Below are 13,660 nucleotides of genomic sequence, written 5' to 3'. Positions count from 1 at the left end.
GATTCACAATGACGTGAAGAGCTAATGTCTTAACAATTAAGTAAAGGGTCTTGTAGTGTCTACACATGAGACCAAAGTCCACCGCCGAGCGCGCGGAGGTGTCGGACCTTCTCCTCGGCGTCGACCGCTCCAGTCCGGTCCCGCTCTACTACCAGCTCTCCCAACAGCTGGAACAGGCCATCGAGCAGGGCAGGTTGCGGCCCGGCTCCCTGCTGGGTAACGAGGTAGCCTTCGCCGCCGATTTGGGCCTGTCCCGGCCCACCGTACGCCAGGCCATCAGGGCGCTGGTCGACAAGGGCCTCATGGTCCGCCGTCGCGGGGTGGGCACCCTGGTGGTGCACAGCCAGGTCAAGCGGCCCCTCGAACTGAGCAGTCTCTACGACGATCTGGAGTCTGCCGGCCAGTGCCCGGCGACCCGAGTTCTCGATGTTTGCGCGACAGCGGCAGACGCGGAGGTCGCCGCCGCGCTGGGGGTGGCGGAGGGCGAGCCGGTGACCCGGGTGGAGCGCCTGCGCCTGGCGCACGGGGAGCCACTCGCCGTACTTCGCAACCACATACCGGCGGACGTGGCGGGGCTGAGTGCGGATCAGCTGGCGAAGACGGGCCTGTACCGCCTGATGGGCGCGGCGGGCACGGCGCCGCACAGCGCCCGCCAGACGATCGGCGCCCGCAGCGCCACCGCTGAGGAGGGGTTGCTCCTGCACGAGCCGGAGGGCGCGCCGCTGCTCACCATGCGGCGGGTCGCATACGACACGACGGGACGGGCGGTCGAGTACGCGAACCACTACTACCGGGCATCGCGGTACTCCTTCGAGCTGCAGCTGCTGATCAGGAGCTGAGTGTCGGCGGGCAGGGGCGTACGCCTCACTCGGCCGGGCCGCCGCCCACGAAGACATGCAACTGCGCTGGCAAAAGGCCCTGCGGACCGGGATTTCCCGACGTTTGTCGCCGCATGGACCGAGCGGAGCGGATAACTCCACCGGTGAAGGAGGGGTGCTTGCGGGGCGCCGTGGGCGGTCGGCTTCCTCGTCCTGTCCGCCCTGATCTCCCTCCTCGCGGTCAACGCACCCCGCCCCAGCCACCACACCACCGAATCCTCCAAGGTCCCCGAGATGGCGATCTGACCACGGAGCCCCTCTGCAAGCCAGGCCTTTGGGGGCCTCCCCCCCCAGGGAGTCACCCCTCACATTGATGCGATTCCGGTTCCGTCGTCGGCCGAGACCCGGTGCCCACCCGCAACCTCGCCGGCAGGCCGCCGAGATCGCCCGCAAGGAGGCCGCGCTATGGCGTGATCGGCTGCTCGGCCCAGACGATCTTGCCTCGTTCCTGGTAGCGCGTTCCCCAGCGTTCGGCGAGCTGGGCGACCAGCAGCAGGCCCCGACCACCCTCGTCGGTGGTGCGCGCGTGCCGCAGGAAGGGGGCAGTGCTGCTGGAGTCCGACACCTCGCAGGTGAGGGCCCCATCGCGGATGAGGCGTAGCCGGATGGGAGGTGCGGCGTAGCGGATGGCGTTGGTGACGAGTTCGCTGACGATCAGTTCGGTGGCGAACGCGACTTCCTCCACGAGCCCCCAGGCGGCCAGTTGGCGGGTGGCCAGTTTGCGGACGGTGGCGACGGCGGCCGGGTCGGGCGGCAGATCCCAGACGGCGACACTGTCCGGGTCCAGGGGGCGGGTGCGGGCCACGAGGACGGCCGCGTCCTCATCGGGGTCCGACGGCACCAGCGTCTCGGTGAGGGCCAGGCTGAGGTTCTGCAGGGATCCAGTCGGCGAGGCCACGAGGCGTTCCAGCTCGGCCGCCCCGGTACCGGCTGGGAACTTCTGAAGGAGTCCGCGGGTGTGGAGCACGATCAGGCTGCCTACGGGCAGATCCAAGGCAGCCTGCTCGAACGGTGGACCGGGGCAGCCGAGAGCCTCGCCAGCGGGAGGGACCGAGGATGAGACGGTGCCGTCGGGGTGGGCGAGGATCGGTGCTGGGTGGCCAGCCGAGGCCATGCTGACGCGCTGGTTCACGGGGTCGTAGACCAGGTAGAAGCAGGTCGCGCCGACGGGGGTGTCTGCGCTGGTTTCGCCGGTTTCCCTGCCCAGAGCGCGGACCAGGTCGTCGAGGCGCGCGAGGAGTTCGTTCGGGGCCAGGTCCAGGTTGGCCAAGGTGTGCACGGCCGCACGAAGCCGGCCCATAGTGGCGGCCGTGCGAACGCCGCGACCGGGGGCGCTGCCACTCACAAGTGCGACGCGGGCCCCGGGAAGAGGAATGACGTCGGTCCAGTCGCCGCCGGCTCCGGAGTAGACCATGTGATGAGCCCAGTCCACGGCCCGGGCGGCGGGGAAGCGCTGGGGCAGCATGCCTTGCTGCAGGGCAAGTACGGTGTTGCGCTCACGGACGTAGCGGCGACCGTTGTCCAGGGCCACCGCTGCCCGGCCCGCCAGGTCCACAGCGAGCGCGAGATCGTCGTCCTCGAATGGGCCCCTCGCCGTGCCCCACCGATAGAAGCAGACCAATCCCAGGGCGCAACCGCGGACGACGAGGGGCACCAGCATCAGCGAGTGGACGCCGTCCTCCAGCATCTTGCGGCCCCGCACAGGATCGCTACCCACCCACGCACTGTCTTCGGTGACGTCGCGCACCAGCCGTGGCACGTGGTCGGCCAGCACCTGGCAAGCGGGCGCATCTCCCGGATAGCTGCTGATCTCCCCGGGGGCGTAGGCCCCGGGCTTGGCAGTGGCGCGTCGGGAACAGGAGGCGGCGCGCCGAAGGACGGCCGTTCCCGGGACCGGACCGGGCGGGATCTCCTCCCCATCGAGCACCGGATCCAAGACGTCCACGGCAACGCTGTCCGCGAGCCGGGGCACCACCAGGTCCGCCAGTTCCTGGGCTGTGCGCAGCAGGTCCAAGGTGGTGCCGATCCGCGCACCGGCCTCCGCCATCAGCGCGATCCGCCGCTCCGCCATGTGGCGTTCGGTGACATCGATCACGACGTCGGCTACCCCGAGAATCCGGCCGTCGCGGGCCTGGAGGCGGAAAGCGGACGCCGAATAGACGTGTTCCCGCGCTGGATCGCCGGGCGGCCGCCCGCGTTTTTCGAACGCGATCGCGGGCTCACCGGTCCTGAGGACCTCGCCCATCACCTGCTCCACCTTCTCGCCGCTGAACTCGGGCCACGCCTGAGTGGGGCGCAGCCCGAGGACCTCCTGGACCCGGGTGCCATGCATCCCCTCCGCCACTGCGTTGAAGCGCACCAGCCGCAGCTGAGGGTCCACGAGGATCAAGCCAATGGGAGAGCGGGTGAACAGCGCCTCGAGGAGTGCCTGTTCGACGTCCGAGGCCGGGACGTGCTCGGTCGGCGACGGCTCCACGGCCAGAAGAGGACCCGTACCCTCCTGCCCCCCGAGCAGCAGCCGGCATCGAACGATATGTCCGTCGCGGTGCCGGAGCATGACCTCGCCGTACCCGGAATCAGCACCGCTTCGCGACGCGAGCAGATCCGCCACCGGTCGGCCGAGGACTTCACAAGCCGGGTACCCCAGAAGACGCTCCGCGACCGGACCCCAGTCGGTCACCGCGCCGACACCGTCCACCACCAGCCGTGCCACGTCATCCGCCGTAGGTTCCACGACTTCACCGGGGGACTTCCGCCACGCCGAAGTGTTCATGATCATCCGCTCCCGTCGCGGCCCCCATCAAGTCTTCCACAGGCTGGGAGACTCACCACTCGCAGCGCTTCGCGGAGCACGCCCTGCGCGCCGCCGCTCGCCAAGTAGGGGAACCCCAGCCGTCCTGCGACCGGGATCACGATCGCCAGCTGGATCCCCCGACGGCGCCTACGCAGGCTGGGCGGTGACAGTCTGCACCGGCCCGGACGGCGTGGGCGCCTGGCCGCGGCCGTAGCCGGTACAACGGCCATGAGGCTCGTTCTTCCACGTCACACACGAACGGCACAGGTGCTCCCGGAGGCTACTCATCCAGCCATCGCAGCCACGACACCATCGGGGTGCTGGCCACGTCGGAACTGCCGTCCGCCCGATGTACTCGGCGTGCGGGGGTGTCCGGCATCGCGCGCGTGCCCGGTCCGGGTCCCCGTCGAGGAGTCCAGCCGGGCCAGGATCATGCCGACGGCTGTATGTGCTTCACACAGGTCTGCCAGCACGTCGAGGACCCGGCATCCAACGCAGTCACGCATGCTTGCCTCGGAGTGCTCTTCGGCCCGGTTCTGACTCGTCAAGGTCATGTGCATGATCCCGCCGGCGCTCGCCGTACGGACGCCGAGGGGCCCTGCGAGTACCCAACGACAGTCAGGTCCCGATCCGCCACTGCTGACGCGCATGAGAGTGCGCGCCGCCGAGAACGGAGCGGCCTGTCCCGGGGCAGCGGGCGGCAGCCGTGACCTGTGTCGACATCGGCGTCTGCCATCCTCGGCCCGCGCTGACGGGGTTCGATGGCATCCGACCGTCGCCTACGCAGATCGATGACCAACTGGACAGGTCTCGCCTCCGGCACCCCACTGGAGCTCCCGCCGCGGCTGCCCTGCAGACGGATCGAACGCAGACAGCGCCCTGCCATGACACCTGACGGCCGGTCGTGGCCCACTTCGCAGTCTTCCTGGTCGCGGCTTCACGTAACCGGTCAGAGCCGTCTTTCTGATGGGCCTCATCACCGGGACGTTGATCTGGTTCGTGACGCTCGGTTGACGCTCCAGGTCCCGAAGAGCCTCTCGGCGGAGCTCAGAATGGCCTCTGACCTGGGTGTATGTAAATCTCTCCTCCTGTGACGTCATTCCGATGACGCACCACGTGGAGTGCGCGGCGGTCCCGGAGCGGTCCGCGAGGATCAACGACCGCAGCCGCAGGACCAGTGCACAGCCTACGAAAGCGAGCCCGACGCCACCGACGCACAAGCGCGCCGTGGTCAGCGTTTTCGTAGACCGACTCATTTCTGTGGTCAGGGTCTCCCTTGAGCAACGCGCAGACGAAATACGGCCCGAGACGCGCCCTGGTCTCAGATGCCTCAAGATCGAACGGAGTGCGGTCCACTGACGACATGGAACTCCTTGAGGTCGGGAAGTTCTTCCTGACAGTCAGCTGATGAGCCAGCCTTGCTATGGCCATTTCCCTGTAGTGGACACCGCCTGCACTCCGCCGCAGGTGGACGATATCCGCCCGGATTGCGTCCGGCGGGAAGGTGCCTAGGCTGTCACTCCGGGGCGCGCATCGATCGGTCCTTGACCCGCCGCCGGGGCCCGGGGCCCGGGGCCCGGGGTGCACCTTGAAGCACGGGCATTGCCGTAGCGTGATCGCCTGCCACATGGAATGTCCATGTGTCCGGTCGGCCCGTGCGAGGGATTCCGGTGGCGAGCGATGGGACCGTGATGAGCGAACTGACGAAGCCCAGAATCGTGGTTCCGGAGGGTGCCGCGACCACCGAGTTGACGATCCGGGACCTCGTGGTTGGGGATGGACCCGAGGCGCAGCCGGGCAGGGTCGTCCAGGTTCACTATGTAGGGGTCACGTTCGCGTCCGGAAGGGAGTTCGACTCCTCCTGGGAGCGGGACCGGCCGTTCAAGTTCGCCGTGGGCGGTGGCAAGGTCATCAAGGGCTGGGATCGGGGGGTAAGGGGAATGAAGGTCGGCGGCCGGCGCGAGATCATTGTTCCCCCGCGTCTCGGTTACGGCAGACAGTCACCCTCTCCGTTGATCCCGGCGGGCTCGACGCTGATCTTCGTCGTGGACCTGCTCACGGTGGTGGGCGGGCCCGCCGGAGCGAGGCCCGGCTTGACCGGCTCGGCCTGAACCTGGCGCTCCTGAGGGGCTGGGGGCCCTGTCGCTCCCACGTAAGGACAGATGCACTCATCGACAGACAACGCAGCGAGGTGCCGCAGCTGTCGTCGTGCGCCCGCCAGGGATTACGGGACAGCCCTTAGTCAGGGTGAGGGGGATCAGGCGCTGCGCGGGAAGCTGAGGAAAGTGGCTGACTGCGGCTGGCTGCACAAACGCCCCGACGGGAAGTTGGCTGGCGATACGGGCGATGCCGACGCCCTTGTCGTACAGGGCGAGGGCTTTGGGGAGCACGCGCTGTGTTTCCGGTTCGGCCTCAGTCATGGCTGCGGCAATCGGCGACATCGACCCGTAGCTGGGCACAGGCGAGCAATGTGGGTCGGCTCGTGCCAGGACAGGTCGGTGTGGGCCGACGGTTCAGCTCGACGCGAGTGTGCGCTGGTGATGGTCAGCGGCGGCCGGTGGCCAGGATGACGAGGAACTGGCCGCCGCCCGGCTCGATGTCGGCGGTCACCGGCAGCCCCGGTACCAGTCGGGAGAACCGGTCCACCAGCCAATCCGCCGCCTCTTGGGCGTCCCGCTCGGTCGGACAACGGCCCACCATCTCGCGGCCCCCCTTGCGCTCCAGCCTCCCGGCAACGGTGATCAGCGCCGCGGGTTCGACCACGTACAGGTGGTCCGGCCAGGCGATGACCACCTTGACCGCGCCTTTGCGGGTGTTGCATCCGCGGTGCGCGAGCCGCTCGGCGACCTTGGCCTTCCGGTCGGCAGTCCGGCTGTCGACGCTGGGCCCCCGTGGGTCGTTCACCGACTCGTCGGAGTCGACCGCTTCGTCACACACCCAGCACCGCCAGCCGTCGCGCTCGGCCACATCATCAAGGAGACTCATCCGAGCAAACTAGCCTGCCCGGCCGCCACCCCGCGCACCAGGGCCCCGGCAAGGTCTCCACACCGGCCAACAATGCTGCAACGCCTGGCAACCAGCGTCACCGATGCTTTGACCTGTGTGAAGGCCGATCGTCGATGGCCCACCGGCACCCGCGCGGTGTGGCTCGACAGAGGCATGAACGTGAGAGGCCGCAACTTCAAGTCAGGGTGCCCACCGCACACTTGCCGCTTCCCGGATCGTCCGCGTTCAGGACCGCCGCTAGCACGTCGGCTACGCCGGCTACGTCGGCAGGAAGGCATCGTGCAGCAGACCCGCAGGAGTGCCTGCTACACGTCCGGGTCGCGCGCGATCCAGGCTGGTGAATCGAGCCGGATCGCACCGTCACCAACCAGCGATCGAAGTGCCTCCTCGAGTACCGAGAGTGACGCCGTACCCACCTGTTTCTCCCACTGCTCACGCATCTCGTCGAAGATCGCTTCGCCCTGTTGCAACATTGCGAGTCCGTGCTCGGTGACGCGAAGTCGCGTCCGTCGACGGTCGGCCGAGTCAGGTTGGCGCGCTACGTAATTGCGTTCCTCCAGTGCGGCGATCGTCTTCGCGGCCGCCTGTCTCGTCACCGACATTCTGCGGGCGAGTTCGGAAGCACTGTCGGCGCCGGACAAAATCGAGTGGAGGGCAAAGTCGTGCACCGACCGTACGTCCTCGTACCCGCGCTCGGCGAGCTCGGCGGTGGCTCGATCCGCCAGAGTGCGGAAGCCGGCGAGCAGGAGCAGGGCGAGATCGGCGCCTGATCTGGACATGCAGTCAGCATACGGCCACCTTTGACAAGGGCAACCTGGTTGCCTATGTTGGTTGACAACCAGGTTGCCTATTCGGGAGCTTCTCGTGACCACAACCACGCCCTTCGGCGCAACCCTTCCCGGCGTCGCGCATCACCTCGCCGACATCAACGGAACGCAACTGCACTACGTCTCCGCCGGCACCAACGGCTCACCGATCCTGCTGGTGCACGGCTGGCCGGAGACCTGGTGGGCGTTCCGTAAGCTGATTCCGCTGCTCGCGCCGACTCACCGGGTCTTCGCCCTCGACCTCCGCGGGTTCGGCGACTCCAGCAACGCCGACACCGAGTACGGCGAGGCGGTCGCTGCCGAGGACCTGCACCATCTCGTCGAGCACATTGGCGCGGGTCCCGTTCACATCGTTTGCCAGGACATCAGCGGCGGCACCGGCTTCCGCTTCGCAGCAACGCGTCCCGAGGACGTCATCAGCTTCACTGGAATCGAGACGGCCCTGGCCGGTTTCGGATTCGAGGCTCTTGCCGACGTGAACAACCACGGCTCTTGGCACGTCGGATTCCTCGGCACTCCGGGCATACCCGGAATGCTCCTTCCCGGCCATGAGCGCGAGCTCCTGGCCGACTGGGCCTTCCCGCTGATGAACGGGACGGACGGTTCCATCGGCGAAAGAGACGTCGACGAGTTCGTTCGAACCTACGCGCGCCCGAACGCCTGGCGAGGAACGGAGGGCCTATACCGAGGCCTCTTCTCCGACGAAGGCGCAACCAAGGCTCTCGCCGAGTCACACCCGATTGCAGTCCCGGTACTCACCGTTGAGGGTGCCGGCCATCGAGGGATCACCGAGACGACCTTCCGTCAGGTGACCGCCGGCGAGGTCACCGCAGTGCACCTTGAGGGGGTCGGCCACCTCATCGCACAGGAGGCTCCTGAAGCACTCGCAGCCACAATCCTGGAATTCACTCGAAGAATCGACAATTAGACAGTGTCCTATGTGGTGGGGCGGACGAGTCGTTTGTAGCAGCAGAGGGTGGCGGCTGCGAGGACGCCCGACGTCGCGCTCTCGCTCAAGGCCCCGACGCCGGGTAGTGACAAGACATCCGCCCAGCACCCACAGCCGTTCACCACACTCGAACAGCCCACCGAGACTCCAGCCCCGTCGGACGGCCTTACCAACGGATTAGGTAGTTGCGGGAATAGCGTTCGTAGCGGTGGTTGAGTCGGCGGTAGCCGGTCAGCCAGGACGTGGGGTCGGCCGCGCGGTGAGGTGCTCGCCGTGGGGCGAGTCCTGTTCCGCGCGGCCTCCCGCCGAACCGGACAAGACGGTTTCCCGGTCATCCGGCTCTCCAGTGACTACGGAGTGAGTGATCTGGCTGGCCGTTCCAAATGGATGCGGTCATGGCAGGTTGAACCGTTCCGGGTTCGGTGGGGTTCGGTGGAGACTCGATTCTTTGAGAGGATCGAGTTATGGCACGTCCCTGCCCTTATCCCGCTGAGCTGCAGCGTCGCGCGGGCCTCGTCATGCCAGTGACCGTCAACTCCGCGTGCTGGCCTACAGCCTGGTGCCAGGCAGGGGCGCCAGCCCGAATGAGGACTGGATCACGCTCCAAGCCGAGGCCGAACAGCGCGGTTGCGCAAGAGGAGCACGGCTCCACGACACGGCCGCCCCCGTGACAGGTGGCCGGTGGGACGAGTGCTGCTGCCGGAGTTCAGGGGCGCCCCGGGGCTGGGCCGGGGGTGGGTGTCGGGTCCAGGCCATGGCGCAGGTCTTACCCCACGGCATGCCGGGAACGGCTGAGGGCGGCGATGCCGACGGTTGCCACGAGACCGTAGAGGGCGGGTGCGAGGAACACGTGCGGCAGCCCGAGCAGGGCCACGCCGAGGCCGCCGGTCAGCCCACCGAGAGCGCTGGCAACGGCGGTCGAGCTCATGAAGATGGCCGAGGCCGTCGCGACGGCCTCGGGCAGCAGGCGTTGGGCGACGATGATCCCGAGGCCGGCGAATACACCCCACACCCCGCCCATGAGGACCTGTCCGGCGAGCATGCCGGCCGCGCTGCCGGTCAGGGCGAAGCAGAGATTCGCGCCTACGCCGAAGGCGGCGCCGAAGACCATCAGGCGCATCATGCCGATCCGGCGGGCGACGACCACGGCCACCGGCATCAGGATCAGCTCTATCAGGGGCTGGATGCCGATCACCGTGCCGCTGACCGCCGTCGGCAGGTGCATGTCGTTGTGCATGTAGATCGTGAGGTAGCCGTACTTGATCGGCTCTCCGGCGTAGACGAGCACATACAGACCGGTGAAGGCGAGCAGGGGCAGCATGGCCCGCACCCCCAGGTGCCGTTCGGGGCTCTTGTCCGACTTCTGCGCCTGCGCCTCGGCCTGTGCACCGGGCTGTGCCGAGCGGTCGCGCGCGAAGCCCATGGGGACGATCTGCGCGAGGGTGCACAGCCCGGTGGCCACGAGCATCACGCGCGGGCCGGCGGCGGTCGCCAGCAGCGAACCTGCGACGGGGCCCACGATCCATCCGGCCGTCAGCGCCATGCGCACGATCGAGACGACCCCGTCGCCGACGGGGCTGGCGGTGGCCTGCAGGTCGTCGTGGACGGCCGCGAACAGCTGGGACCCGGCGGCGCCGGAGAAGCCCAGGACCACGGCGCTGATCGCGAAGGGCATCCACACCTGGGTCGAAAGGGCCATGGCGGTCCAGCCGAGGAATCCCGCCACGGCGCACAGCCGGAAGAGCCCGAGCCGTCGCCCCGTGCGGTCCGAGCGTGCGCCGATGAAGTACCCAGTGACCGGGGCGGTGATGCTCGTCAGGTAGTACAGGCCGGCCGTGGTCAGCGAGACGTGCAGGTTGTCGACGAGAAACAGGGTGATCTGCGGGGCGGCGGCCGAGGTGCCAAGTCCGGACAGGAACAGCGCGACGGTTGAGCCGCGGTAGAGCGGCGAGTTCCACACCGACCGCATTGCGGACGGAGCGGCCACGACGCCATCGGCGGCGAGTATTCGTGACAAGTCAGGTCCCCCCAGGAGGTCAAACTCAAGAGGCCTCACACCGTATCTTCGAACAAACAGAACATCAATGGTGTTCTTACACCTGCATTTGGCTCGCATTCTCTGTTCAATCTGAGCCTGGCAGGCTCAGACCGCGGACGCTGCCGACGACAACGCAGAAGGCCACAGGTAGGAAGAACGTGAGGTGGAGCGGCACGAATGTGGTGACCGGCCCGATGGCCGGGCCCGGCGAGCGCGCCGAGGTAGCCAAGACCTGCGACACGCGAGACGTTGACGCCGATGGCGGCCGCGAACGCCCCGTAGCGGAGGATGGCGAAGGGCCCGAACCGCGCGGAGAGGACGATCCACATCCCCCACGAGGAAGCCGTTCAAAGTGAAGTAGGCGAAGGTGGCCAGGCGGCCGGCCCGCCCGTAGGTTCCTGTCCACGATTCAAACGTAACGAACAGAGTTGAGTTTCAAAACATTGCTATTTACGCAGATATTCCGTTCAATAGGACTATGGCTGGCACTGACCGACTGAGGCAGATCACCGAATCCGTGCGCGAGGCGGGCCGCATGAGCGTCGCGGAGCTCGCGGGGCTCACCGGGGCGTCGGAGATGACGGTCCGCCGCGACCTCGAGGCCCTGTCCGCCCAGGGAGTTCTTGAGCGCTACCGCGGCGGGGCGCGGAGCCTTCTGCTCCGCGGCGAAGAGCCCCCGTTCGTACTGCGGAGCCAGGACGGGCTGGAGAACAAGCAGCGCATCGCCGCCGCAGCGGCGCGTCTGGTCGCGGACGGCGAGTCCGTCGTCGTCGACAGCGGCACCACCTGCCTCGAAGTGGCCCGCGCGCTGGCAGGCCGTCGGCTGACCGTGATGCCGCTGTCCCTGCACGCCGTGAACGTGCTGGCCGAGACCCCGCAGCTGACCCTGCTGGTGCCCGGCGGCCGGCCGCGACCGGGCGAGCTGGCACTGACCGGCCCGCTGACCGTCGCATCGCTGGCCGCCCTCCGCTTCGACACCGCGATCATCGGCTGCTGCGGACTGGACGCCGCGGACGGCCTGACCGCCTACGACCTGGACGACGCCGCCGTCAAGAGCGCCGCCATCACCTCCGCCCGCCGCGTCATCGCCGTCACCGAGGGCGCCAAGCTCTCCCGCACCGCACTGGCCTTCGTCGTCCCCGTTACTTCCCTCCACACCGTCGTCACCGACGGGGACGCCCCCGAGGACCAGATCGACCTCCTCGCCGCGGCAGGCGTCACAGTGCAACAGGTGTGACCCGCCGGGCACTCCGGCGCACAGCCGCCTGCTCCAGGATTCCCTCCTCCGTGCAGGGACGTGCACGGGTTCCCGTGCATCCCCGCGTCGGCGTGCACCTTTGGCGATCTCTGGTTACGAAAATCGCGGCGGAGCACCGCTGTCTGGCTACCTGCTCGAACCTGGGATCGATCCGCTGGAGCGGATCCGCCGTGGCATGTACACCGTGCCCGCCAGCGCTCGCGCGGAGCGCACCGCACCCCACGACATCGGGGACGATCCGCGCGCCGAGGGCCGCACGCACGATCTCACGGACCGGATGGGAGACATCACCGCGCACGGGAAGGCCCATGGCCTGCCCGTGCGCGGCACGTTGGACAAGCCCCGCAAGCCCTACGACCTCGGCTTCCCGCGGCCGCCGTCCACCGCCGGGCTCGACTCCGCCGTCGTCTCCCCCCTACTTCGAGAACCGCTGGGCGTGCCGGCCTGGCGTCTCGCATGCTGTCCGTCAGCGGCGGCGGTGGACCAGAGTCTCCAGGCTGACGGTCAGGTAGGTCTCCAGGGTGGTGGCTTCGAGATCGCTGGGCGACAGAGTGAAGTCCAGACCCGCTTCCAACCTTGCGGTCCATGGCAGTTCTGCTGCCGATACGAAGGCATCGCGGACTCTGCGATGAACGCGCGGTCGTTCGAACTGTTGGCGCTGTCGGTGCTCGCGTCGAGCGGATGATGTGCGGTGGTTTTTCTCTTCATGACTCAGGTCGACCATGACACTGGAGTGGCGCGCCAGGGCCCGTTGGTCTGAACAGCCCTGGCCCCGAATTGATTCGGCGCCAGGGCTGTCTTGCGTGGTGCGGGGAGGATCTCGATGAGCTCGCCCGCGCCGGGTTCCCGCCGGCGTCGTCAGCGTCTGCGGGAAGGGCGGCCAGCTCCGATTCCCGCGACGTGCAGGGCAAGAAGTGCCAGGCCCAGGAGCATGAGGTTCACGGAGGAGAAGACGTCGTTGGTGGTGATTTCTGCTGCGTTGATCAGGAAAGCGATGACGAACAGGACGGCCGCGGCGATGCCGAGCATGGGGTGCTCCTCTCGAAGGGGGTGAGGTGCGTGTGCCCGGACATTCCATAGACAGACCTCGTTTCCGCTTCGGCTTCGGGACGTCGGCCGGGCTGCGTGCCGGGGTTGCGGGGGTGTTCCTCGAAGGCAGGGGTAGAGGGGTGAGGAGTGCCGAGTGAGGGAGGGGCAATGGCGAAGGACACGTCGCTGCGCGCGATGGGATGGGCTCAGTCGTTTCCGGTGTCGCAAGGCGTGCGGGCCGGCCGTCGGTGGACGCGTGAGCACCTGGCGTCCCTGGAGTGGACCAGGGACGCCCCCGAAACAGTGGACGCGATACTGCTCAGTGTTTCCGAACTGGTCACCAACGCGCACGTGCACGCGCACAGTGACGCCCAGCTGGTTCTGACCTGGGACAGCCACTGCCTGCATGTGAGTGTCCACGACTCCGACCCCCTGCCCCCCGCCAGGCAGCCCGAAGACCTCACGACGACCGGGGGGCGCGGACTGGTTCTCGTCGACGCACTCGCCGACGGCTGGGCCACGCATCCGCAGGCGTCGGGCAAGACCGTCACCGCGTGCTTCGTACCACCGGGCGCTCCGAAGCCTAGGCATGGCGGGGACGTCAGCTGAGTTCTGGGGCGGAAGCGACCCGTAGCTGGAGGACGGTGTCCCGGTCCGACCCGTCGCACGCCCTATGCCGGTGCTGCCCGACATGCCTGCGCGATGCGCTGATGCCGAGCGGGGAGTCGACCGCCTTGCCCCGGCCGGTGCGGTCCAGGGCCCACAGCCCCGCCCAGTCCCCCTTGCATCATGCGCCGCCAGGAAACGGCACTTCTCACCGGGGGGAGCTGGTGGGTACCTCGGCGGTTGCCTCACGGGAGTTTGGTGGACACGAACGTCGA

At 68.1% G+C, this 13,660-nt stretch carries 11 protein-coding genes; 6 read left to right on the top strand and 5 right to left on the bottom strand.

Annotated elements, in window-relative coordinates:
- Window positions 1-65 precede the first annotated feature (65 nt).
- Complete coding sequence (locus ACIA8E_RS21320; protein WP_399300467.1) at window positions 66-839, top strand: GntR family transcriptional regulator; 774 nt, start codon at window positions 66-68, stop codon at window positions 837-839.
- Window positions 840-1,281: 442 nt separating this feature from the next.
- On the opposite strand, the gene ACIA8E_RS21315 is transcribed toward ACIA8E_RS21320, so the two are convergent.
- A complete protein-coding gene (locus ACIA8E_RS21315; protein ID WP_399300465.1) occupies window positions 1,282-3,651 on the bottom strand; it encodes a SpoIIE family protein phosphatase in 2,370 nt (789 codons plus the stop codon).
- A gap of 1,712 nt (window positions 3,652-5,363) precedes the next feature.
- Here ACIA8E_RS21315 and ACIA8E_RS21310 point away from each other — a divergent pair.
- Entirely contained in the window at window positions 5,364-5,783 is a 420-nt protein-coding gene (locus ACIA8E_RS21310; RefSeq protein WP_399300462.1) for an FKBP-type peptidyl-prolyl cis-trans isomerase, read from the top strand.
- Between the two features lie 433 nt (window positions 5,784-6,216).
- Here ACIA8E_RS21310 and ACIA8E_RS21305 read toward each other — a convergent pair whose 3' ends face one another.
- On the bottom strand, window positions 6,217-6,657 hold the full coding sequence (locus ACIA8E_RS21305; RefSeq protein ID WP_399300459.1) for a hypothetical protein: 441 nt from the start codon (window positions 6,655-6,657) through the stop codon (window positions 6,217-6,219).
- Window positions 6,658-6,983: 326 nt separating this feature from the next.
- Complete coding sequence (locus ACIA8E_RS21300; protein ID WP_399300456.1) at window positions 6,984-7,457, bottom strand: MarR family winged helix-turn-helix transcriptional regulator; 474 nt, start codon at window positions 7,455-7,457, stop codon at window positions 6,984-6,986.
- Between the two features lie 85 nt (window positions 7,458-7,542).
- On the opposite strand from ACIA8E_RS21300, the gene ACIA8E_RS21295 reads away from it, so the two are divergent.
- Window positions 7,543-8,433, top strand: a complete 891-nt coding sequence (locus ACIA8E_RS21295) for an alpha/beta fold hydrolase (RefSeq protein WP_399300455.1) — start codon at window positions 7,543-7,545, stop codon at window positions 8,431-8,433.
- Window positions 8,434-9,220: 787 nt separating this feature from the next.
- On the opposite strand, the gene ACIA8E_RS21290 is transcribed toward ACIA8E_RS21295, so the two are convergent.
- Window positions 9,221-10,471 (bottom strand): MFS transporter, encoded by a 1,251-nt coding sequence (locus ACIA8E_RS21290; RefSeq protein WP_399300452.1) that lies wholly within the window; start codon window positions 10,469-10,471, stop codon window positions 9,221-9,223.
- Window positions 10,472-10,970: 499 nt separating this feature from the next.
- On the opposite strand from ACIA8E_RS21290, the gene ACIA8E_RS21285 reads away from it, so the two are divergent.
- The gene (locus ACIA8E_RS21285) at window positions 10,971-11,729 is read left to right on the top strand and encodes a DeoR/GlpR family DNA-binding transcription regulator (protein ID WP_399300451.1); all 759 of its coding nucleotides are present in this window, start codon (window positions 10,971-10,973) and stop codon (window positions 11,727-11,729) included.
- A gap of 100 nt (window positions 11,730-11,829) precedes the next feature.
- Window positions 11,830-12,435 (top strand): hypothetical protein, encoded by a 606-nt coding sequence (locus ACIA8E_RS21280; RefSeq protein WP_399300448.1) that lies wholly within the window; start codon window positions 11,830-11,832, stop codon window positions 12,433-12,435.
- A gap of 173 nt (window positions 12,436-12,608) precedes the next feature.
- Here ACIA8E_RS21280 and ACIA8E_RS21275 read toward each other — a convergent pair whose 3' ends face one another.
- Window positions 12,609-12,779: a hypothetical protein gene (locus tag ACIA8E_RS21275; protein ID WP_329165044.1), complete on the bottom strand. Its 171-nt coding sequence runs from the start codon at window positions 12,777-12,779 to the stop codon at window positions 12,609-12,611.
- A gap of 168 nt (window positions 12,780-12,947) precedes the next feature.
- On the opposite strand from ACIA8E_RS21275, the gene ACIA8E_RS21270 reads away from it, so the two are divergent.
- Entirely contained in the window at window positions 12,948-13,388 is a 441-nt protein-coding gene (locus tag ACIA8E_RS21270; RefSeq protein ID WP_399300444.1) for an ATP-binding protein, read from the top strand.
- Window positions 13,389-13,660: the final 272 nt, after the last annotated feature.

Source organism: Streptomyces sp. NPDC051664, from assembly GCF_044453545.1.
Lineage (GTDB): Bacteria > Actinomycetota > Actinomycetes > Streptomycetales > Streptomycetaceae > Streptomyces.
This window is presented reverse-complemented; position numbering and strand designations above follow the sequence as displayed.